This is a genomic window from Streptomyces sp. CGMCC 4.7035 (assembly GCF_031583065.1).
GTDB classification, from domain to species: Bacteria; Actinomycetota; Actinomycetes; order Streptomycetales; family Streptomycetaceae; genus Streptomyces; species Streptomyces yaanensis.
Window position 1 is genome coordinate 1,557,017 of record NZ_CP134053.1, and the last position, 20,145, is coordinate 1,577,161.

21 protein-coding genes are annotated in these 20,145 nt (G+C 70.2%); 6 read left to right on the forward strand and 15 right to left on the reverse strand.

Annotated features, from left to right (window positions below):
* From Q2K21_RS06455 to Q2K21_RS06465, 3 genes are all read right to left on the reverse strand, one after another.
* Window positions 1-315, reverse strand: coding sequence for a hypothetical protein (locus Q2K21_RS06455; RefSeq protein ID WP_310766805.1), 315 nt, complete (start codon window positions 313-315; stop codon window positions 1-3).
* A 132-nt stretch (window positions 316-447) separates the two neighbouring features.
* Window positions 448-1,173, reverse strand: a complete 726-nt coding sequence (locus Q2K21_RS06460; RefSeq protein WP_310766808.1) for a TetR/AcrR family transcriptional regulator — start codon at window positions 1,171-1,173, stop codon at window positions 448-450.
* A gap of 178 nt (window positions 1,174-1,351) precedes the next feature.
* Window positions 1,352-2,281, reverse strand: a complete 930-nt coding sequence (locus Q2K21_RS06465) for an AurF N-oxygenase family protein (protein WP_310766811.1) — start codon at window positions 2,279-2,281, stop codon at window positions 1,352-1,354.
* A gap of 144 nt (window positions 2,282-2,425) precedes the next feature.
* Between Q2K21_RS06465 and Q2K21_RS06470 the strand changes: the two genes are divergently transcribed.
* Window positions 2,426-3,538: a ferritin-like domain-containing protein gene (locus Q2K21_RS06470; RefSeq protein ID WP_310766815.1), complete on the forward strand. Its 1,113-nt coding sequence runs from the start codon at window positions 2,426-2,428 to the stop codon at window positions 3,536-3,538.
* Between the two features lie 4 nt (window positions 3,539-3,542).
* On the opposite strand, the gene Q2K21_RS06475 is transcribed toward Q2K21_RS06470, so the two are convergent.
* The 3 genes from Q2K21_RS06475 to Q2K21_RS06485 all read right to left on the reverse strand — a co-directional run bounded on the left by Q2K21_RS06475 (window position 3,543) and on the right by Q2K21_RS06485 (window position 6,998).
* Window positions 3,543-5,030, reverse strand: coding sequence for a peptidoglycan D,D-transpeptidase FtsI family protein (locus Q2K21_RS06475; protein WP_310766817.1), 1,488 nt, complete (start codon window positions 5,028-5,030; stop codon window positions 3,543-3,545).
* Window positions 5,027-6,406 carry an FtsW/RodA/SpoVE family cell cycle protein gene (locus Q2K21_RS06480; RefSeq protein WP_386276024.1) on the reverse strand — a complete coding sequence of 460 codons (1,380 nt, stop codon included), beginning with the start codon at window positions 6,404-6,406 and terminating at the stop codon, window positions 5,027-5,029. Before Q2K21_RS06480 ends, Q2K21_RS06475 begins: the two co-directional genes overlap by 4 nt.
* A gap of 85 nt (window positions 6,407-6,491) precedes the next feature.
* Complete coding sequence (locus Q2K21_RS06485; RefSeq protein WP_310766820.1) at window positions 6,492-6,998, reverse strand: protein-tyrosine phosphatase family protein; 507 nt, start codon at window positions 6,996-6,998, stop codon at window positions 6,492-6,494.
* Window positions 6,999-7,107: 109 nt separating this feature from the next.
* On the opposite strand from Q2K21_RS06485, the gene Q2K21_RS06490 reads away from it, so the two are divergent.
* Window positions 7,108-7,911, forward strand: a complete 804-nt coding sequence (locus Q2K21_RS06490; RefSeq protein ID WP_310766823.1) for a nuclease-related domain-containing protein — start codon at window positions 7,108-7,110, stop codon at window positions 7,909-7,911.
* 118 nt (window positions 7,912-8,029) lie between these two features.
* Here the strand turns inward: Q2K21_RS06490 and ligD are convergent, their stop codons facing one another.
* Entirely contained in the window at window positions 8,030-8,911 is an 882-nt protein-coding gene (ligD, locus tag Q2K21_RS06495; protein WP_310766826.1) for a non-homologous end-joining DNA ligase, read from the reverse strand.
* 79 nt (window positions 8,912-8,990) lie between these two features.
* Between ligD and ku the strand changes: the two genes are divergently transcribed.
* Window positions 8,991-10,055 (forward strand): non-homologous end joining protein Ku, encoded by a 1,065-nt coding sequence (gene ku, locus Q2K21_RS06500; RefSeq protein ID WP_310766830.1) that lies wholly within the window; start codon window positions 8,991-8,993, stop codon window positions 10,053-10,055.
* 528 nt (window positions 10,056-10,583) lie between these two features.
* On the opposite strand, the gene Q2K21_RS06505 is transcribed toward ku, so the two are convergent.
* The 5 genes from Q2K21_RS06505 to Q2K21_RS06525 all read right to left on the reverse strand — a co-directional run bounded on the left by Q2K21_RS06505 (window position 10,584) and on the right by Q2K21_RS06525 (window position 14,822).
* Window positions 10,584-10,985 carry a hypothetical protein gene (locus Q2K21_RS06505; protein ID WP_310766833.1) on the reverse strand — a complete coding sequence of 134 codons (402 nt, stop codon included), beginning with the start codon at window positions 10,983-10,985 and terminating at the stop codon, window positions 10,584-10,586.
* 131 nt (window positions 10,986-11,116) lie between these two features.
* Entirely contained in the window at window positions 11,117-11,926 is an 810-nt protein-coding gene (locus Q2K21_RS06510) for a hypothetical protein (RefSeq protein ID WP_310766836.1), read from the reverse strand.
* A 270-nt stretch (window positions 11,927-12,196) separates the two neighbouring features.
* Window positions 12,197-12,679: a hypothetical protein gene (locus Q2K21_RS06515; protein ID WP_310766838.1), complete on the reverse strand. Its 483-nt coding sequence runs from the start codon at window positions 12,677-12,679 to the stop codon at window positions 12,197-12,199.
* Between the two features lie 178 nt (window positions 12,680-12,857).
* A complete protein-coding gene (locus Q2K21_RS06520) occupies window positions 12,858-13,619 on the reverse strand; it encodes a hypothetical protein (RefSeq protein WP_310766839.1) in 762 nt (253 codons plus the stop codon).
* A gap of 174 nt (window positions 13,620-13,793) precedes the next feature.
* Window positions 13,794-14,822, reverse strand: a complete 1,029-nt coding sequence (locus Q2K21_RS06525) for a hypothetical protein (protein WP_310766841.1) — start codon at window positions 14,820-14,822, stop codon at window positions 13,794-13,796.
* A 460-nt stretch (window positions 14,823-15,282) separates the two neighbouring features.
* Between Q2K21_RS06525 and Q2K21_RS06530 the strand changes: the two genes are divergently transcribed.
* Together Q2K21_RS06530 and Q2K21_RS06535 are read left to right on the forward strand one after the other, a co-directional pair.
* Complete coding sequence (locus tag Q2K21_RS06530; protein ID WP_310766842.1) at window positions 15,283-15,870, forward strand: DUF5819 family protein; 588 nt, start codon at window positions 15,283-15,285, stop codon at window positions 15,868-15,870.
* Entirely contained in the window at window positions 15,867-17,102 is a 1,236-nt protein-coding gene (locus Q2K21_RS06535) for an HTTM domain-containing protein (protein WP_310766846.1), read from the forward strand. Before Q2K21_RS06530 ends, Q2K21_RS06535 begins: the two co-directional genes overlap by 4 nt.
* A gap of 54 nt (window positions 17,103-17,156) precedes the next feature.
* Here Q2K21_RS06535 and Q2K21_RS06540 read toward each other — a convergent pair whose 3' ends face one another.
* Window positions 17,157-17,942, reverse strand: a complete 786-nt coding sequence (locus tag Q2K21_RS06540; protein WP_310766857.1) for an AfsR/SARP family transcriptional regulator — start codon at window positions 17,940-17,942, stop codon at window positions 17,157-17,159.
* A gap of 330 nt (window positions 17,943-18,272) precedes the next feature.
* Between Q2K21_RS06540 and Q2K21_RS06545 the strand changes: the two genes are divergently transcribed.
* The gene (locus Q2K21_RS06545; RefSeq protein WP_310766859.1) at window positions 18,273-18,602 is read left to right on the forward strand and encodes a hypothetical protein; all 330 of its coding nucleotides are present in this window, start codon (window positions 18,273-18,275) and stop codon (window positions 18,600-18,602) included.
* Window positions 18,603-18,638: 36 nt separating this feature from the next.
* Here the strand turns inward: Q2K21_RS06545 and Q2K21_RS06550 are convergent, their stop codons facing one another.
* Together Q2K21_RS06550 and Q2K21_RS06555 are read right to left on the reverse strand one after the other, a co-directional pair.
* On the reverse strand, window positions 18,639-18,854 hold the full coding sequence (locus Q2K21_RS06550; RefSeq protein ID WP_310766862.1) for a DUF4287 domain-containing protein: 216 nt from the start codon (window positions 18,852-18,854) through the stop codon (window positions 18,639-18,641).
* A gap of 147 nt (window positions 18,855-19,001) precedes the next feature.
* Window positions 19,002-20,006, reverse strand: coding sequence for a sigma-70 family RNA polymerase sigma factor (locus Q2K21_RS06555; protein WP_310766864.1), 1,005 nt, complete (start codon window positions 20,004-20,006; stop codon window positions 19,002-19,004).
* Window positions 20,007-20,145: the final 139 nt, after the last annotated feature.

Consider the following 20,145-nt stretch of genomic DNA (forward strand, 5'->3'; position numbering starts at 1 on the left):
TCACTCGTCGGCGGCGTCCGGACCGCCGCCCGGCGTGGCGCCTGGCTTCGGGCGCGGCTTGGACCACGGCCACCTGATACGGCCGCCGTCGTCCCCCTCGGGGTCGTACTCGTACTTCCAGCCCTGGTGGAGGCCGAGCCGCGGGCTCCGGCCCGCCTGGACGCGCCGGTAGACGAGCACGGTGGGCGGGCCGCCGGCCGCGTCCGGGACGGGGACGCGGTACGTCTTCGGCGGGTGACCGGTCGGGCCGAGCAGGACGGGCAGGACGCGCCCGTCCAGAGGGCCGCCGACGAACGGGGTGTCTTGGCTCTTCACCGGATCAGTGTCCCCTTCACCGGATCAGTGTCCCCTTCATGGCCTGTGTTTGTCGGTTGATGGGGCCAGTGTTTGTCGGTGTCGTGAGCCGGTGTCGGCGGCACGGCATCGTGTTCTGCGCGCGCTACCGGGTCACAGCAAGTGGCCCGCGTCGCCGACCACGGGCAGGACGCGCCGGACCAGCGCGCCGATCGGTCCCTGCCCACTCTCCAGGGCCAGCGCACCGCGGACCACGGCGGCGGTCTGCGGGTCGCGCCCGGCGGCGGCCAGCAGGCACGCCGCGAACTGCTCCACGAGCCAGTCCCGCAGCTCCTCGACCGGCGGTTGCTTGCCCTCGTCGAGCCAGATGAGGGAGGCGGCCTCGACGGCGGTGATCCACATCCGTACGGTCATCCGCAGCCGCGGACCCGGCTCCTCCACGCCCATGTGGCTCAGGATGTGCTCGGCCGCGGCCCGCCGGACCCCGTCCACGATGGCGGTGGTGCGGGACGTCTCGACCACGCTGCCACCCTGGAGCAGGGCGCTGAAGCCGGCGTCGTGCCGACCGACGAAGGCGAGGTAGCGGTCCAGGGCCCGGCCCAGGCGCCGGGTGAGCGGTCCCTCCGGGGGCTCGGCGAAGCACTGCTGGAGCTCTTCGGCGGCGGAGCGCAGCGCGGCCTCGTACAGCTGCTGCTTGCCGCCGGGGAAGTAGCGGTACACGAGCGGGCGGGAGACTCCGGCCGCCTCGGCCACGTCGTCCAGCGAGACCTCCTCGGGTGCGCGGTGCGCGAAGAGGGTGAGCGCGGCGTCGAGCAGTTGGCTGCGCCGCTCCTCCACGCTGAGCCGGCGGTACGCGGGGGGCGGGGCCTGGGAGGTCATGTTCCGCAGCGTAATCGCGCCGCGGGGAGAAGAGGCACCCGGAGTTGCGGGCACCCCCCGGGGGCTGCGCCCCCAGACCCCCTTCGGCCTGAACGGCCTCGTCCTCAAACTCCCCCAAGCTCTTCGAGCAGGGGGGACCCCAGACGGGCTGGTTTCGCTCACCCCAGCCCCAACGTACTCACGCCAGCAGCCCCGACGACCTCCAAAGCCGTCGCCCCACCCCCCGCAGCACCCCGATGTCGTCCAGGAAGTCCGTCAGCCGCTTCGCGCCCGTCTGCATGACCTCGCGTCGATGGCCGCTCGCCTTCACCTGGGCCATGGCCTCCCGTTGGTCCAGGCCGACGTTCGTGTAGACCTCGGGGTTCACGAACGCGACCGAGAACACCCGCGCGAACTCACCGGAGGTGATCCGCGTGAACTCCTGCGACCACCGCGGAGCGGTCAGCATCTGGCGGCGCAGTTCCTCGCGGGCGTACCGGACGTGCCGGGCCTCCTCGACCACATGGATGCGTGTGACGCCGCGGATCAGCGGCTGCACCCGCTCGTCGGGGAATGTCAGCCGCTGCATCCAGTCCAGGACCTCCTCGCCGAGCAGCGTGGCGGTGAAGGAGCCGGGCGTCGTCGAGATGGTCTTGAAGACGCGGCCCAGGTTCTGGTGTGCCCGGCTCACCGGGTACCAGGGGGTGTCGCCGTGCGCGATCAGCCGGGCGAACATCTTGGAGTGCCGGCACTCGTCCTCGATCTCGGTGAGCGCGTACCGCACGTGTGCGCTCGTCGCCGCCTTGTCGTAGATGTGCCGGACGAGCAGCTGCATCAGGATGATCTCGAACCAGATGCCGAGCGAGCCGAGGGCCGCGGCCTCGTGCTGGGAGAGCAGGATCCGCTGTTCCTCGCTCATCCGTTTCCACAGCGGCGTGTCGTACAGGGACACCAGCTCCGGCGGCCAGAACCACTTGCCGTCCTCGTAGGGCGCGTCCCAGTCCAGTTCCCTGTCCGGGTCGAAGGAGTGCTTGGCGGAGGAGGCGAGCAGCCGCTCGGCCACCTGCTCCCGGTCCTTGAGCAGGCCGAGCGCGTCGCGCAGCACATCGGCTTCCGTCACGGTCGTCATCGCTGTCCCACCACCTCGTCGTACCGGCCCGCCGTTACCGGCGGTCCGGCGGTCGCGTCTTATGAGACTGCTTGTCAGCAAGGACGTCAATCCCCTGCGTCGCACTTGTTGACGCCGCGTCTACCCCGTGTGAGCGTGGGCGGTATGCCGACGCATGAGCTGTACGCCAAGGACCCGGGAGACCCCCTCTGGCAGGTGCCCGCGAGCGGTGCGGCCCGGTTCAGCTGGGAGTACGACGACGGACGCGACCGGCTGCTCGCCCTGTACCAGAAGGGCAAGGACAAGCAGTGGGACGGGCAGAAGCGGATCGACTGGGACCTGGAGGTCGACCCGTACGACTCCCTCGGCACGCCGGACGAGGCGATGACCCTCTACGGGACGCCGTACTGGGCGAAGATGACCGACAGGGACAAGGGCGAGCTGCGCAAGAACTACGCCTCCTGGCAGTTCAGCCAGTTCCTGCACGGAGAGCAGGGCGCGATGGTGTGCGCGGCCCGGATCGTGGAGTCCGTGCCCGATCTGGACGCGAAGTTCTACTCGGCGACCCAGACGATGGACGAGGCGCGGCACGCGGAGATCTACGCCCGCTTCCTGCACGAGAAGATCGGGATGGTGTACCCGATCAACGACAACCTCCAGGCACTCCTCGGGGACACCCTCCGCGACTCCCGCTGGGACATGCCCTACCTCGGCATGCAGGTGCTGATCGAAGGCCTGGCCCTCGCGGCCTTCGGCATGATCCGCGACACCACGAACAAGCCGCTGCCGCAACAGATCCTGGCGTACGTCATGCAGGACGAGGCCCGCCACGTGGCCTTCGGCCGCATGGCCCTGCGCGACCACTACAAGCAGCTCACGGACGCGGAACTGCGCGAACGCGAGGAATTCGTCATCGAGGGCTGCTATCTGATGCGCGACCGCCTGCGCGGGGAGGAGGTGCTGGAGAACTTCGGCATCCCCAAGGCCGAGGCGGCCGAACTCAGCGAGAATTCCGAGTTCCTGCGGCTCTTCCGGCAGCTGCTCTTCAGCCGCATCGTCCCGTGCGTCAAGGACATCGGCCTGTGGGGCAAACGCCTCCAGCAGGCGTACGTCGACATGGGCGTCTTCGAGATGGGCGACTCGAACCTGGACCTGCTGATGGCCCAGGACGAGGAGATCGCCGAGAAACTGGACGCGGAACGCTTCGCCGCGGAGGAGGAGGCCCGCGTCGCGGAGGTGACGGAGGCCATCGAGGAGGGAACGGCCGCCGCGGGGTGAGCCCTCACCTCCTGCCGCTCTTGCCGCCCGGGCGCGACGCCAGCACCGCCTCCATCACCGCCTTCGCGATCGGCGCCGCGTCCCCGCCCCCGCTGACCTCCCCGCGTCTGCCTGCCGCATCCTCCACCACCACCGCGACCGCCACCGCCGGCTCCAGCGCGTCATAGGGCTGCGCCCAGGAGATGAACCAGGCGTACGGCTTCGCGGAGTTGCCGACACCGTGCTGGGCCGTGCCCGTCTTGCCGCCCACCGTGACGCCGGGGATCGCCGCGTTCCTGCCCGTCCCCTGCTCCACCACGTCCGTCATCATCTCCCGCAGCTGCGCCGCGGTCGCCGCGCTCATCGCCTGGTGCAGGGTGCGCGGCTCGGTCACCGAGACCGTCTCGCCCGCACGAGTCGTCGTCCTGTCCACCAGGTACGGCTCCTTCACCGAGCCCCCGCCCGCCACCGCCGCCGCGATCATCGCCATCTGCAACGGCGTCGCCCGCGTGTCGAACTGCCCGATCGAGGACATCGCGAGCTGCGCCTTGTCCAGCTTCCGATCGAAGGTGCTCGGCGCCACCGAGAAGGGAATATTCAGCTTCCGGTTATTGAAGCCGAAGTTCGCCGCCGTGCCCGTCATGTTCTTGAGCCCCACCCGCACGCCGAGCTTCGCGAACACCGTGTTGCACGACCACTCGAAGGCATACCGCAGCGACGCGTCCTCGCAGCCGTGCACCTCGTTGCTCAGCCGGGTCGTCGTGCCGGGCAGCCGATAGGGGTCCTCGGACGCCGTCGGCGCGTCGAGGTCCCTCACCACCCCCGCCTCCAGCGCCGCCGCGGCCGTCACCACCTTGAACGTCGAACCGGGCGGATACGTCTGCCGGATCGCCCGGTTGAGCATCGGCCGCGCCGCGTCCGCGTTCAGCCGGGTCCAGGCCCGGGTGACGGACTCCTTGGACCCGGACAGCTCCGCGGGGTCGTACGACGGCGTCGAGACCAGCGCCAGGATGCGCCCGGTCGACGGTTCCAGCGCCGCCACCGCGCCGGTGCGCCCGGCCAGGCGCCGGTACGCCGCCCGCTGCGCCGCCCCGTTGAGCGTGGTGACGACGTTGCCTCCGGGGTTGCGTGACCGCGTGACCTCGTTCCACAGCGGAACGAGCGGCTCCAGCAACGGGTCGGTGCCCGCGAGCACCGCGTCCCGCGCGTTCTCCAGCAGCGTCGTCCCGTACACCTGCGAGGCGAAGCCGGTCACCGGGGCGTACAGCGGGCCGTCCTTGTACGTGCGTTCGTAGCGGAACATCCCGCCCGCGTCCCGGGAGCCGGTCACCGCGAGGCCGTCGACCAGGATGTCGCCGCGCGCCTGGCCGTACCGCGCGATGGTCTGCCGGCGGTTGGCGGGGTTGGCCTCGTAACGGGAGGACTCGAAGATCTGCACCCGGGTGGCGTTCGCCAGCAGGGCGACCAGGAGCACCGCGCACAGGGCCGCCGCCCGGCGGATGTACCGGCTCACGGCGTCGCCGTCCCGTCGTACTGGCCGCGCGCCGAGTCGCTGATCCGGATCAGCAGCGCGACGATGATCCAATTGGTGACGACCGAGGAGCCGCCCTGCGCCAGGAAGGGCATGGCCATGCCCGTGAGCGGGATCAGGCCCGTCACCCCGCCCGCGATCACGAACACCTGGAGCGCGACGATCGACGCGAGACCGATGGCGAGCAGGCGCCCGAACGGGTCGCGCAGCGCCAGGCCCGCCCGGTAGCCGCGCTCCACCAGCAGGGCGTAGAGCAGGAAGAGCGCGGACAGGCCCGCGAGGCCCAGCTCCTCGCCCGCCGTCGCCAGGATGAAGTCCGACTTGACGGCGAAGCCGATGAGGATCGAGTGGCCGAGGCCGAGCCCGGTGCCGAGCACGCCGCCGGCGGCGAACGCGAACAGGGACTGGGCGAGCTGGCCCGGGCCCTGGCCCGCCTCGATCGACGCGAAGGGGTGGAGCCAGTCCGCGACCCGGCCGTGCACGTGCGGCTCCACCCGGCCCACGGCGAACGCGCCGAGGACCGCGAGCAGCAGCCCGACCGCGATCCAGCCGGTGCGGCCCGTGGCGACGTACAGCAGCACCACGAACAGGCCGAAGAACAGCAGCGAGGTCCCGAGGTCCCGCTCCAGGACCAGCACCCCCACGCTCACCAGCCAGATCGCCACGACCGGGCCGAGAACACGTCCGGTGGGCAGCTGGAGCCTCCCCACACGGCGGCCGGCGAACGCCAGCGCCTGGCGGTTGGCGGCCAGGTATCCGGCGAAGAACACCGCCAGCAGCACCTTCGCGAACTCGCCCGGCTGGATGGAGAACCCGGCGATCTGGACCCAGAGCCGGGCGCCGTTCACCGCCGGGAAGAAGATCGGCAGGATGAGCAGGGCGAGGGCGGCGACCACGCAGACGTACGTGTAGCGCTGGAGCACCCGGTGGTGGCGCAGCAGCAGCACGACGCCGATGAAGAGCGCCACCCCGACCGTCGACCAGTACAGCTGGGCGGGGGCCGCCCGGTCGCCCGGGGTCTCCAGGTCGAGACGGTAGATCAGCACCAGGCCCACGCCGTTGAGCAGCACGGCGATGGGCAGCAGCAGGGGGTCGGCGTACGGGGCCCGCAGGCGCACGGCGCAGTGCGCGAGCAGCGCGAGCACCCCGAGCCCGGCGCCGTAACGGGCGGTGCCGGGCGGTACGGCGCCGTGTTTCGCCAGACCGACCGCGCAGTAGCCGTACACGCAGAGCAGTACGGCGACGACGATGAGGAGGAGCTCGATGCCGCGGCGCCGGGGCAGGCGTAAGGCGGGTACGGGGGCGTCGGCCGCCGCCGGCGTCGCCGTTCTCGGTCCTGGCATTCCGGGCTGGATCATGTGCGGAACGTAGCAAGCGGGCGACCGTGATGTCCCGTTATGGGGTGGTAATCGGGCCGTTCCGGTTACACCTCCCGAGGTGATGTCACTCCGCGAGTTCCTCCAGGAGACGGGCCGTGTCCAGGCCGGCCCGCAGATACTCCACGAACAGCGCGTTGTGCAGCGCCCAGGGGCCGCGGCGGGCGCGGATCAGCCGGATCGCCTCCTCGGCGGTGTGACCGGCCCGTACGAGCGCGTGCGCGACGACGAGGCCCGAGCGGTTGTAGCCGTGATAGCAGCGCACGAGGACCCGGCGGCCCTCCTCCATGGCGTCGTCGGCCGCCTGCGCGAGCCGCATCACGCCGGCGATCTGCGTTCCGTCGAGCGGCCCGTCCGGAATCGGCCACACATGGTGCTCGACCCCGTCGTCCGGCCCGTGCCCCGGCAGCCGCAACAGGGTCAGCACCAGATCGAACTCGTCGCGCACGACGGCGAACTCCAGCTCTCCGGAACTCCCCGCGAACTCGTGCCCGCCCATCCACAGGCCGGGCACGATCTCGTTCCACGGACTGTCCGGAGCGGGTACATCGGGTTGCTTTCTGCGGGTCCGCAACGGCGCCTCCCACCGAGTTCCCCCAACTGCTCCCAAAGGTAACCGGCTTCTTGCCCGTGGAGCACCCCACCTGTTCCCATGGTCGAGGGGTGGTGAGGGGTGATGATGCATGAGTGGACTGCGCGTCATACCGACCTGGCGGCACGGACAGGAACGCCTGTACGTATGCGGCGCCGACGGCAGGAATGTCGCCTGGTACGACCGTGAGGCGGGCCGGGTCAATCTGATCGGCGAGGACCGGCGTCAGGACGTGCTCGACGCCCTCGGCCCGTTCCTGACCGGCCCGGTGACGGTGGGGCCGCCGCCCGTCCCCACCCCCGCGGAGCTGGCCCGGCTCTCCCTCCACCCCGACGACGACCTGGCGCCCAACCGGCCCGGCGAGGCGCTGGTGATCGCCCTGGACCGGGATCCGGGGGCCGCCCACCGGCTGCGCCCGGACCCGAGGCGCCGGGCGCTCGCCGCCGAGGAGGCCGTCGGTGAGGCGCTGGACCGGCTGGAGGGCGCGGGCTGGCACACTCTGCACTCGGTGCCGCTGCCCGGCGGCGACCGCGTCCACCACCTGGTGATCGGCCCCGGCGGCCTGTTCGCGGTGCACTCGCTCCACGCCCGCAGACAACGGGTCCTCGTCGCCGACCCGATGGTGACGGTGGGCCGCCACGAGCCGTGGCCTCTGCTGCGCCGGGTGCGGGCCGACGCGGCCCGGGCGTCGTACGCCCTGACCGCCGAGGTCCACCCGGTCCTGGCCCTGATGGAGCCGGCCCGCCTGGAGATCACCACCCCGCTCCGCGAGCTCCGCGTTCTCAAGGACACCGACGTCCCGGCCCTCGCCCGCCTGGGCGGTGTGCTCAAACCGGCGGACGTGGAGGCCCTGCACGCGATGGCGCGGGACCGGCATACGTGGGCGCGGGTGTGAGGGGTTCGGGAGGACCCGTCACGGGCAGTCGCGGCTGTGCGGGTCCGCTGTCCCCTGTCCCCTGTCCGCTGTCCTCGCCATGGACCTCGGCCATGGACCTCGGCCGGAGCGGACGCGGTCAGGGCAGTGGTCCCGCCCGGCCGGTGTCGAACAGCGGGGCCAGTAGGTCGCCGTACGCCTGGAGGCGTGGACCGATGTCCGGCGCGCGGAAGGCGAGACTGCCGGGGGACGCGCAGTCCATGACCTCCTCCCAGGTCACGGGCGCCGACACGGTGGGTTCGGCCCGGGCACGCAGCGTATAGGGCGTCGCCGTCGTCTTGCGGGCTGCGTTCTGGCTCCAGTCCACGAAGACCTTCCCGGGCCGCAGGCTGCGGGTCATCCGGTGGACGACGAGGCGGGGCAGCGCCTTCTCCGCCTCCACGGCGAGCTGCTTGGCGTACTCCGTCGTCCGCTGCGACGGCGTCGGCTCCACCGCCGCCAGCAGGTGCAGCCCCTTCGAGCCGGACGTCTTCGCGTACGCCTCGATCCCGTCCGCCGCGAGCCGTTCCCGCAACCACAGGGCGACCTCGCAGCACTCGACGATCGTGGCGGGCGGGCCCGGATCGAGGTCGAAGACCAGCCGGTCGGCCTCGTCGGGCGTGTCGATGCGCCACTGCGGGGTGTGGAACTCGGTGACCAGGTTGGCCGCCCACATCAGGCTGGCCAGGTCCTGGACGAGCACCATGCGGGCCGGCCCCTCCGAACGCGGCACCTCGGCCGTGGTGACCCAGTCGGGCGTGCCCGGCGGCACGTTCTTGGCGAAGAAGATCTGGCCGTCCGGGCCGTCCGGGTAGCGCAGGAAGGACAGCGGGCGGTCCCGCAGGTGGGGGAGCAGCGCGTTCGCGGTGGTCGCGTAGTAGTGCAGCAGCTCGGCCTTGGTGAAGCCGGTCGCTGGATGGAGGACCTTCTCCAGGTTGCTGAGCGCGAGCCGTCGCCCCTCCACCTCTGTGATCGGCGTCATACGATGAGAATCCCACGAAACCGGGTAAATCGGCTGAAGCGTATGAAAACGCCTGGAAACGGCTGGAAAGGTGCGGAACGTGCGATCCATCTGGAACGGCGCCATCTCGTTCGGCCTGGTCAGCATCCCCATCAAGCTGGTGAACGCCACCGAGAGCCACTCGATCTCCTTCCGCCAGATCCATATGGAGGACGGCGGACGCATCCGCTACCGCAAGTTCTGCGAGCTGGAGGACCGCGAGGTCTCGGGTGCGGAGATCGGCAAGGGGTACGAGGACGCGGACGGCACGATCATCCCGATCAGCGAGGAGGATCTGGCCCAGCTGCCGATCCCGACGGCCAGGACGATCGAGATCGTGGCCTTCGTGCCGTTCGAGCGGATCGACCCGCTCCACATGGACAGCGCGTACTACCTCGCCGCGAGCGGCGCCCCGGCCGCCAAGCCGTACACGCTGCTGCGCGAGGCCCTGAAGCGCAGCAACAAGGTCGCCATCGCCAAGTTCGCGCTGCGCGGCCGGGAGCGCCTGGGCATGCTGCGGGTGGTGGAGGACGCCATCGCGATGCACGGGCTGCTGTGGCCGGACGAGGTCCGCGCCCCCGAGGGCGTCGCCCCGGACACGAGGGTCACGGTCAACGACAAGGAACTCGATCTCGCGGACGCCCTCATGGACACCCTCGGCGAGGTCGACCTGGGTGACCTGCACGACGAGTACCGCGAGGCCCTGGAGGAGCTCATCGCCGCGAAGGCCGCGGGCGAGACACCCCCACAGGCCCCCGAACCGGCGGTGAGCGGCAAGGTCCTCGACCTGATGGCCGCGCTGGAGAAGAGCGTGCGCGCGGCGAAGGAGTCGCGCGGCGAGGCGGCCGGCGAGACGGCCGGTGAGGAGGCCGAGGTCAGACGCCTGCCGGCCCGGAAGACAGCGCGGGCGCAGCCGAAGGAGGTCGGGGGCAAGAAGTCGACGGCGAAGAAGGCGGCGGCCAGGAAGACCGCCGCGAAGAAGACGGCGGCGAAGTCGACGTCCACGGCGAAGTCCGAGTCCACGGCGAAGTCGACGTCGGCGGCGAAGCCGACCGCTACGACGAAGAAGACGGCGGCGAAGAAGACAGCGGCGAAGAAGACGACGGCACGCAAGCGGCCGGCGTGATGCGAGCCGGGCGCAGGGCGCGCGGGGCGCCGGTCGCCGTCGCGGCTCGGATGGAAGGGGAGCCGGACGATGCCCGGCCGGCCGGACTCCAGTGCTGGGTCCCGTCCTTGTGGGGCGGTGGGGCGAGGGTCGTCATGACACGTACTCCAAGTGCTCCGGGACGGAAGAGGGTTGGCTTACGGGGACGACGGAAGAGGGTTGGCTTACGGGGACGGGGACGGGGACAGGGACCGCGCGGGCGGCGGGCATGTGCGAGCGGGGCCGCGGGGGCGGCAGTCCAGCGACGCGCACCCACCGGGCGACGACGCGCCGCACCATCCGCCCCATGCCTTTGCGGTCGTCAACGGCCATACGGACGATGTCGACCCGGCTGTCGGGTCGTCGACCCGTTTGAGCAGCAGGTTGTAGGACCACGAGACGAACTCGCGCTGGCGTCAGCTCGACGGCGGTCTGCCAGGTGTCGTCCGTGCCGGCGTTGTCCGCGACGGTGATCCGGAACGGGAACGGAGTCCTTGCCTCGGGCGTCTCTCATCCGCCGCCGGTCGTGCGGCCCATCGTTCCAGGGGCGTCTGAGATGCCGCCGGTGAGGGCTGCGTTGACGAGGGCCAGGTCGGTTTCGGTGACACCCACGAATGTGCAGAGCCGTCGGTCCTCGATTGCGACGACGTCGTTGCTGATGGACGCCGGCGCGCTGGGAGTGCTGACCTCCACCACGAAGGGAATGCCGTTGGCGTGGCGGACGACGGAGCCGTCCTCGTTGTGGGGGGACTTGCAGAGCAGGTTCGGCATCGCGTTCTTCGCTGCCGACGTGGCCTTCGCTGTTTGAGGTGTTGCCCCCACGCTCATCACGCCTGTTGTTCCGGCAAGCGCCACGGTCAGGCAGGACGCGCCGATCGCGCGGGTGATGTGCTTCCGGATGCCCGTCGTCATGATGCCTCCCTGGGGACGGGGCTGTGTGGCCTCCACCAGCGTCCGTGTGGAGGCGCTGTGCGCAGGGACGGGGGCAGGCCGCGTTTCGGAGCCGAGAGTTCAGCACAGCGGGCGGCCTGCCCGGACACCTCTTACTGGCCGCCGACGGTGGCGGGGGCTGTGGTGCCACCCACCGTTACAGTGCTGGCTTGGCCGCCGATGGTGGGGGCTGTCGTGCCACCTGGGCCAGGCGTGGTCGTTCCGGGGGTGGTTGTCCCGGGGGTGGTTGTGCCAGGGGTGGTCGTTCCGGGGGTCGTTGTGCCGGGGGTGGTTGTCCCAGGGGTGGTCGTTCCGGGGGTGGTTGTCCCGGGGGTCGTTGTGCCGGGGGTGGTCGTTCCGGGGGTGGTTGTCCCGGGGGTGGTCGTTCCGGGGGTGGTTGTCCCGGGGGTCGTTGTGCCGGGGGTGGTCCCCTGGCCGCCGATGGTGGTGGCGGCGGCGGTGGTCACGGCTCCTGAGACGCCGCCGATGACGGTCGCGCCGGTTACGGTGGCGCCGGTCGTGGTGGTGGCTCCGGTCGTGGTCGTGGTGGCGCCCGTGGTGGTGGCGCCGGTCGTGGTCCCGCCGCCGACGGTGGCTCCGGTTGTGGTGGCGCCCGTGGTGGCGCCCGTGGTGCCGCCGGCGCTTACGAATCTGCAGAGTCCCTGGGACAGCATGGGGACGACGTTGTTGCTGGGGACCTCCACCACGACGGGAACGCCGCTGCTGTCGCGGACGAGATTGCCTTTGTTGTCGCGGAGGAACTTGCAGAGCAGGTTCGGTGTCGCGCTCTTCGCTGCCGGCGCGGCCTTCGCTGTTTGAGGCGTTGCCCCCAGGCTCATCACACCTGCCGTTCCGGCAAGCGCCACGGCCAGGCAGGACGCGCCGATCGTGCGCGGGATGTGCTTCCGGATGCCCGTCGCCATGTTGCCTCCTTGAGTGACTGGGCTACGTGGCCTCCACCGGCGTGGGGACCGGCAATGACCGCGGCGTTGATGTGCGTTCGGGTCCCCGCGGACGTACTGTCCGCGGGGGAAAGGGGGCAGAGCCGCCCGTCGGGATGAGTCGACAGCGGGTGGCATACCCGGGCTCCCCTCACTTGCCGCCGACGGTGCCACCTTGGGTGACTTCGCTGCCGATGTCGCCCGGGGCGACGGTGCCGCCCCGGGCGACAGCGCCGCCGATGGCGTTCGCCGCTATTGGCCGCCGACCGCGGTTGGCGTCATTTGGCCGGCGCTGGCCAAGCCGCCGATGGTGGCGGCAGTGGTGACGGCTCCTGAGACGCCGCCGATGACGGTGGCCCCGGTTACGGTGGCGCCGGTCGTGGTGCTGACTCCGGTCGTGATGGCTCCGGTTGTGGTGGCGCCGGTTGTGACGCCGCCGGTGAGGCCGCCGATGGTGGCGCCGGTTGTGGTGGCTCCTGTGGTGACGAACGCGCGGTTGCAGAGCCTCGGGTCCACAGCCTGGCCGGTCACGGCGCTCACGACGACGGTCTGGCCGTTGATGAGGACGAGTCTGCAGACCACGTTCGGCATTGCGCTCTTCGATTCCGCCGTGGTCTTCGCTGCTGTTCGAGGTGCCGCCTGCACGCTCATCACGCCTGCTGTTCCGGCGAGCGCCGCAGCCAGGCAGGACGCGCCTATCGCGCGCGGTATGTACTTCTGGATGCCCGTCGCCATGATGCCTCCTGGAGTGGACGAGCTATGTGGCCTCCACCAGCGTGGCGACCGGACGTGATTGCGGCGTTGACGTGCGTTCGGAGTCCGCGCGGACGCGCTCTCCGCGCGGACGGGGCAGCCGCCCGTCGGCATGAGCTGACAGCTCGCACAGCGGGCGGCGTGCCCCAGGTGCCTCTTGTCAGCCGCCGATGGTGGCGCCTGTGGCGACGGCTCCGGTGGTGCCGCCGATCTGGCCGGCGCCGATGGTGGCGCCTGTGGCGACGGCTCCTGTGGTGCCTCCGGTGAGGCCGCCGATGGTGGCGCCTGTGGCGACGGCTCCGGTGGTGCCGCCGATCTGGCCGGCGCCGATGGTGGCGCCCGTGGCGACCGCTCCGGTGGTGCCGCCGGTCAGGCCGCCGATGGTGGCGCCCGTGGCGACCGCTCCTGTCGTGCCGCCGGTCAGGCCGCCGATGGTGGCGCCAGTAGCGACCGCTCCGGTGGTGCCGCCGCCGATTGTGGTGGCGCCGGTGGCGACGGCTCCGGTGGTGCTGGTGGCGCCGGTGGTGGTCGTGGTGGCGCCGGTGGCGACGGCTCCGGTGGTGCTGGTGGCGCCGGTGGTGGTCGTGGTGGCGCCGGTCGTGACGGCTCCTGTGGTGGTGCCGCCGGTGAAACCGCCGATGGTGGCGCCGGTGACGACCGCTCCGGTGATGCCGCCGCCGCGGAAGCAGAACCTCGGGGGCACGACCTTGCCGGTCCGGACGTTCACAAAGACGAACCGGCCGTTGATGAGGACGGTCTTGCAGGGAACCAGGTCCGGTATCGCGCTCTTCGACACCGCCGTGGCCTTCGTTGTTTGAGGTGCCGCCTGCACGCTCATCACGCCGACCGTTCCGGCAAGCGTAGCGGCCAGGCAGGACGCGCCGATCATGCGGGGAATGTGCTTCCGGATGCCCATCGCCATGATGCCTCCTTGAGTGAATGGGCTACGTGGCCTCCATCGGCGTGGAGACCAGCCTTGACCGCGCGTTGACTTGCGTTCGGCGTTCCGCGCGGACGCGCTGTACGCGGAGACGGGGCAGCCGCCCGTCAGCGTGAGAGCTCTGCGCAGCGGGTGGCGTGCCCCAGGAGCCTCTTGTCAGCCGCCGATGGTGGCGCCGGTGGCGACTGCTCCGGTGGTGCCGCCGATCTGGCCGGCGCCGATGGTGGCTCCGGTGGCGACGGCTCCTGTGGTGCCTCCGGTGAGGCCGCCGATGGTGGCGCCGGTGGCGACTGCTCCGGTGGTGCCGCCGATCTGGCCGACGCCGATGGTGGCTCCGGTGGCGACGGCTCCGGTGGTGCCGCCGGTGAGGCCGCCGATGGTGGCGCCTGTGGCGACGGCTCCGGTGGTGCCGCCGATGAGGCCGCCGATGGTGGCGCCTGTGGCGACGGCTCCGGTGGTGCCGCCGGTGAGGCCGCCGATGGTGGCGCCTGTGGCGACGGCTCCGGTGGTGCCGCCGATCTGGCCGACGCCGATGGTGGCTCCGGTGGCGACGGCTCCTGTGGTGCCTCCGGTGAGGCCGCCGATGGTGGCGCCTGTGGCGACGGCTCCTGTGGTGCCGCCGATGCGACCGCCGATGGTGGCGCCCGTGGCGACGGCTCCGGTGGTGCCGCCGATCTGGCCGACGCCGATGGTGGCGCCGGTGGCGACGGCTCCGGTGGTGCCGCCGATGCGACCGCCGATGGTGGCGCCTGTGGCGACCGCTCCGGTGGTGCCGCCGGTGAGCCCGCCGATGGTGGCGCCTGTGGCGACCGCTCCGGTGGTGCCGCCGGTCAGGCCGCCGATAGTGGCTCCGGTGGCGACCGCTCCTGTGGTGCCGCCGATGAGGCCGCCGATAGTGGCGCCTGTGGCGACCGCTCCTGTGGTGCCGCCGATGAGGCCGCCGATGGTGGCGCCTGTGGCGACCGCTCCTGTGGTGCCGCCGCCACCGCAGACCGTGACGAGCTTGCCGTTGACGAGGGTGAGGGTGCAGGGCTGGTTCGGTATCGCGCTCTTCGACACCGCCGTGGCCTTCGCTGTCTGAGGTGCTGCCTGCACGCTCATCACGCCCGCCGTTCCGGCAAGCGCTACGGCCAGGCAGGACGCGCCTATCGCACGCGGTATGTACTTCCGGATGCCCGTCGCCATGATGCCTCCTCGAATGGATGGGCTACGTGGCCTCCACCAGCGTGGGAGACCGTCCATGACCGCGGCGTTGATCCGGCGTGACCCCGGCGTGACCCCGGCGTGACGCTGCTCAGGACTGGGCGCGGGGAGCCGGTGACCGGCGCAGCAGGCTCGTCCCGCTCTGCTGACGCGCCGCCGGGAATCCGAGCGCCCGTCGATCGACCGTCCACCGTTCGGCTCAAGAAACGAGTTGTGCCGATATAGACCTATTTATTGTGGTTTCGCGATGATCCGTTCACGGGTCTGGTGATTCGCCAGTGCGTCCGCTGAATGTCCCGGGACCCCAGATCGAGGGAGCATTGTGGAGTCACACAAGGCCTTGGACGAGACCGCCCCGGAAGGCGAGGCCCTTCGAGAGCCCGCCGCAGTCGACGTACTGCCGCCCGCGCCGAACGGGCCCTGGTCGCCCCTGTCACGGATCGTGATCACTGGGACCATAGTGGTGGCGGCAACCGCTGTCGCCGTCCACCTGCTCCTGGTCTTCCTGTACCTCGCCCCGGCGAACGCCATCAGCAGGAAGCATGCCGATCTGATACGCGGCTGGGTCTATCCGGAGTTCGACCAGAACTGGCAGCTCTTCGCCCCGAACCCGCTCCAGACGAACATCACCGTGCATGCGCGCGCCCAGATCAAGATGCCCGACGGCTCCCTGCGTACGACGCCCTGGGTCAACCTGACCGCCCAGGACATCGCCCACATCAAGGACAATCCCGCGCCCAGTCATGCGTACCAGAACCTGCTGCGCCAGGCCTGGGACTTCTACAACAGGCAGCGAGACGCGACCGGTAAAGCGGTCGGCCTGCGCGGCGAGCTCGGCGAGACCTACGTGCGCCGGATCGCTGCACAGCGGCTCAGCGCGCGATTCGACGGTGGCCGGGTGGTCAAGGTGCAAATTTATTCGGCATATGCCCCGATTGCCTCGCCGAAGTGGAGCAACGAGAAGGTGGACACCCGTACGACCTACCAGTCGCTCCCGTGGTGGCCGATCTCCAAGGAGGACTTGCGGTGAACATCGAGAAGGACACTGCCCAGGTGCCTTCCCCGTTCAAGGGCATAGGCGCGAAGCTCGATGCGGGGATCAGCAAGGGGCTGAACAAAATCACTGGTTCGGCGCTCATGCCGTACCAGGCCGCGATCGTCCGGATCGGCTTCGCGCTGACCTTCGCGCTCTACCTGATCCGGGAATGGCCGCACCGGCTGGAACTGTACGGCACCACCAACCCGTGGGGATTCGACCTCGCCCAGCGCCTGAGCAACGAGAACGGAGCGTTCACGTTGCTGCTGTGGTCGAACGACAGGCTGTGGTTCGAGCTGGTCTACAACGGCACGATCGTCGCGAGCCTGCTGCTGCTCCTGGGATGGCACACCCGAACCATGTCGCTGCTGTACATGGTCGGCGTGCTGTCACTCATGAACCGCAGCGTCCTCCTGGGTGACGGCGGCGACACCCTCATCCACCTGGTCGCGACCTACCTGGTGCTCACGCGGTGCGGGCAGGTGTGGTCGCTGGACGCACGACGGCGGGAGCGCGCGGCGGTGATGGGCCGGGGCGGCAGCGATCCGGTGCGCGTGGCCCTCTGGGCGTTCTTCGCCGTGGCCCTCGCGGCTGCGCAGGTGACGGGATTCGCGCAGTTCTGGCCGCGCTGGGGCCTGTTCCTCTGGGGATGGTTGTTCACCCAGGCCCTCTGGTTCTGGGCGGAGCGGCGTCGCTCCTCCCAGCTGCGAGGGGTGCTGGACGTCATGGCCAACCTCATCCACAACGCGGGGATGCTGTTGATCGCCGCCCAGGTGATCATCCTCTACTCGGCAGCCGGCTGGTTCAAGATCCAGGGCGCGCGATGGCAGGACGGAACCGCCCTGATCTACCCCCTGCATCTGAACTACTTCAGCCCGTGGACCCGGCTGTCCCACTCGCTCGGCAGCAACTCCCTGATGGTCACGACGATCACCTACGGCACGGTGTTCGTGCAGGTCGCCTTCCCCTTCACCCTCCTCAACCGCCGGGTGAAGAACGTGCTGCTCCCCATCATGATGACCGAGCACGCGGGCATCGCGGTGATCTGCGGCCTGCCGTTCTTCTCCATGGCGATGGTCTTCGCGGACTCGATCTTCCTGCCGACGAGCTTCCTGCGCTGGCTCGGCTGGAGGGTGGCCGTCGCCCGAGACGACATGATCGAGCGGTGGCGCCGGTTGCGCCGTAGGGGAGACCCTCAGACGGCTGGGGCGGGTGCCGGAGTGTGACGGACGGTACGGCGCGCCGTTCTCGTCCGGCGCGCCGTACCCCCGGACGCACCCTCATGACCGCGGCGACCCGTTCCGAGGACGCGACCGCTGAAGTTCGGCCACGAGCCGGTGCAGGCGCTGCGTGGGACGGAGCCCCAACTCGTCGCGGAGGCGCTGCGCGTAGCGTTCGAAGTCGGACAGCGCCTCGGACGGATTGCCTTCGGCCAGGTGGGCGCGGATCAGCGAGGCCTGGCTGCTCTCCCGCAGGGGATCCGCCTGAACAGCCGCGTGAGCGGCCGATACCGCTCCGGCGAACTCCTTCGCGTCGATGAACTCCCCTGCCAGCGCCTCCAGGGCGTGCAGGCGCAACTGCCGCCAGTGCTCCGCCTCCAGCAACGCCCAGTCGTCGTACCAGCCGGGCAGCAGGTCGGCGGAGAGCTGGTCGACGGTCGCCGCGTTGAGGCGGAGGTCCTCCACCGGGCCGCCGGGATCGAGCAGGCGCTGGGCCAACGACCGGGAGTGGTAAAGGTCCACGGTGACGTCCCGCGCGAGGCGCACCTCGGCGGAGGAGACGTCCAGCGCCTTCCTGGCGGTCCCGCGCAGGCGTGACAGCGCTGCCCGGAGGTTCGTATAAGCACTGTGCTCCGATGCGTCGGGCCACAGGCTTCCGGCGACCAGGGATCGGGGAACGGAAGCGCGGTAGTTGAGCGCGATGAACGCCAGAAGCCGCTTGGAGCCGACGGGGACGGCCACCGGTACGTCGTCGACCATGAGGTCGAAGCCGCCGAGCAGCGCGATGCGCATGGGCGACTTGGTCTTCACGGCCAGAGAAGAGAAAGCGAGATCAGCTGCGCTCATGGCTGCGTGATCGGGTAGGGGTCAGTCCGCCCAGGCGCCTGCCGACCGGCGGCGCCGCCGCTGCCCAAAGGCTCACGATCTGCACACTTTCCATGCGTCCATGCTGCTCTGTCCGCAGAAGGTTGTCGAATCGTCTCGATTTGACAAAATCGCAGTCTTGGGTCCGGTATGCGCACTTCGGTGGTCAACGAAACGGCGCCGGAGGCCGAGTTGATGTCACGCCATCGTCACGCCCGCAGCACGCCACGGTGATGCCCGCCTTTCCACACTGGCTCCCGCTAAGCGCCTCACCGAATGGCGGCCGTGGCGGCCGAACGACGGGAGAAAACGATGAGGAAGACGAAGAAGCGGAACATGGCGGCCGGGGTGGCGGTCTTCGCACTTGTCGGAGGACCGGCGATCGCCGCCTCGCCGGCGCAGGCGGCACCCATGCATGCGCCACGGATCTCATGCACGCTGACCCAGGATGCCCCTGGTTCCTTCTTCAGAGTGGTCGGCAACGGGTTCCCGCCCGGTGAGCTGGTCGTGCTCCTGGATTCATCAGGAACCATGCTGGGCAAGGACACGGCGCGGCTGCCGGAGGGCTCATTCGACTTCGCCTACCTCCCCATCGACAACTACACCGTCGCCTCGGGCTTCGGCCGTGTGGGTTGCGTCTGACCGACCCGGCGTCCCCGTTGGTTCCGCGCGTGAACATCAGCGAACGTCGGGGGATTCCGCGAGGGTGTGTGCGACGAGGGCGTTGGCGTGCCCGTGACCCAGCCCGTGTTCGGCTTTGAGCCAGTTCACGAGTTCCATGTGCTTGGTCAGAGGGGAGGAGCGGATGAGCTCCTTCCACTCCGCTATCGGGCGGCCGTACTTCTTCTCGATGGAAGGGAAGTAGCTGGCAGGGCCCTTGACGGTGTCAGCCATGTCGGCCTTGTCCTCTCTGTCTGCGCCTGATGTTCCCGGTGTTGTCGCTCGTAATGACCGTTGGACGCGAAGGAAGTCATCGGTCGAACCGGAGTGACCTGCGTCACGCTCCGAATGTCGGCCGCCCCCGTACGAGAGCCGAATCTCCTACGCGCTGATGTGCGCGGGCAGGCCGAAGAGCGGGAACAGGCGCTCGGTGTCGCGGAAGACGCTGATGTCCCTGATCCGGTCCTCGGTGATGTCGACGACCTGAAGCGCCCAGGGCTCGAACCCCGTTCCGTCGGCACTGGGCCGGTACTGGCCGAACGCCGGCGAGCCGTTCGCCACGGTGGGGATCAGCCGTGATCCGCGGCAGCCGATGGCGGGTCCGGTCAGCCAGGCCTGGATGTCGGAGACGCCTTGCATCCACACGGCGTACGGCGGCAGGGACATGGTGGCGTCCACGTGCAGCAGCATGCTCAACTCCTCCATGTCGAAGCTGGAGAAGGCCGCGGCATACCGCTTCGCCAGTGCCCGCTGGACGGTGCCGGGCTGCCGTACCGTCGCATGGCCGGTCACTTCGCGGCGGGCGGCCAGCGTGGCACGGGCGCGCTGGAGTGCGCTGTTGACCGAGGCGACGGTGGAACCGTGCAGGTCTGCGACTTCGCGCGCAGAGAAGCCCATGACTTCCCGCAGCAGCAGAGTCGCGCGTTGCTTGGGCGCCAAGTGCTGTAGCGCGGCGATGAAGGCCAGGCGCACCGATTCGCTCGCCTGGGCCGCCTCCGCGGGGTCGTCCGGCGTGGAGGCCAGGGCAGCCGGACACGGTTCGATCCACAGCCCGGCGTCCAGTGGGGCGCCCGGTGAAGTGGCGCCACTGGTCGGGCCGGAGAGATCCATCGGGCGAGCCCGGCGCTTGCCGGCGGCGAGCGCGTCGAGGCAGACGTTGGTGGCGATGCGGTAGATCCACGACCGCAGCGACGACCGCCCCTCGAACCGGTCGAGGCTGCGCCAGCCCCGGATCATGGTCTCCTGCACGGCGTCTTCCGCTTCGAAGACCGATCCCAGCATCCGGTAGCAGTACCCGATCAGCTCGGCCCGATGACTCTCGAGCCGGACCGCGGTGGATTCATGCCCATGCCCGTGCCCGACGACACCGACTTCAAGATTGTTCATTCCCGCCCCCCGACGCACCAGAATAACTGCCGTAATTCCCAGGGGCTTGAGAAGTCCTACCGGGCATGTACCTGGCATACGGACCTGGTCGTGCGTACGGACGATTTCCCCCGACTTCCGCCGGACTGTCGGAGGCGGT

Excerpts from the sequence above, each read along its gene's own strand:
- Q2K21_RS06545 (WP_310766859.1), top strand. The coding sequence starts at position 18,273 with ATGAGGAAGACGAAGAAGCGGAACATGGCGGCCGGGGTGGCGGTCTTC.
- Q2K21_RS06550 (WP_310766862.1), bottom strand. The coding sequence starts at position 18,854 with ATGGCTGACACCGTCAAGGGCCCTGCCAGCTACTTCCCTTCCATCGAG.
- Q2K21_RS06520 (WP_310766839.1), bottom strand. The coding sequence starts at position 13,619 with ATGGCGATGGGCATCCGGAAGCACATTCCCCGCATGATCGGCGCGTCC.
- Q2K21_RS06555 (WP_310766864.1), bottom strand. The coding sequence starts at position 20,006 with ATGAACAATCTTGAAGTCGGTGTCGTCGGGCACGGGCATGGGCATGAA.
- Q2K21_RS06460 (WP_310766808.1), bottom strand. The coding sequence starts at position 1,173 with ATGACCTCCCAGGCCCCGCCCCCCGCGTACCGCCGGCTCAGCGTGGAG.
- Q2K21_RS06480 (WP_386276024.1), bottom strand. The coding sequence starts at position 6,406 with ATGATCCAGCCCGGAATGCCAGGACCGAGAACGGCGACGCCGGCGGCG.
- Q2K21_RS06525 (WP_310766841.1), bottom strand. The coding sequence starts at position 14,822 with ATGGCGACGGGCATCCGGAAGTACATACCGCGTGCGATAGGCGCGTCC.
- Q2K21_RS06465 (WP_310766811.1), bottom strand. The coding sequence starts at position 2,281 with ATGACGACCGTGACGGAAGCCGATGTGCTGCGCGACGCGCTCGGCCTG.
- Q2K21_RS06490 (WP_310766823.1), top strand. The coding sequence starts at position 7,108 with ATGAGTGGACTGCGCGTCATACCGACCTGGCGGCACGGACAGGAACGC.
- ligD (WP_310766826.1), bottom strand. The coding sequence starts at position 8,911 with ATGACGCCGATCACAGAGGTGGAGGGGCGACGGCTCGCGCTCAGCAAC.
- Q2K21_RS06505 (WP_310766833.1), bottom strand. The coding sequence starts at position 10,985 with ATGACGACGGGCATCCGGAAGCACATCACCCGCGCGATCGGCGCGTCC.
- Q2K21_RS06540 (WP_310766857.1), bottom strand. The coding sequence starts at position 17,942 with ATGAGCGCAGCTGATCTCGCTTTCTCTTCTCTGGCCGTGAAGACCAAG.
- Q2K21_RS06515 (WP_310766838.1), bottom strand. The coding sequence starts at position 12,679 with ATGGCGACGGGCATCCAGAAGTACATACCGCGCGCGATAGGCGCGTCC.
- Q2K21_RS06470 (WP_310766815.1), top strand. The coding sequence starts at position 2,426 with ATGCCGACGCATGAGCTGTACGCCAAGGACCCGGGAGACCCCCTCTGG.
- Q2K21_RS06510 (WP_310766836.1), bottom strand. The coding sequence starts at position 11,926 with ATGGCGACGGGCATCCGGAAGCACATCCCGCGCACGATCGGCGCGTCC.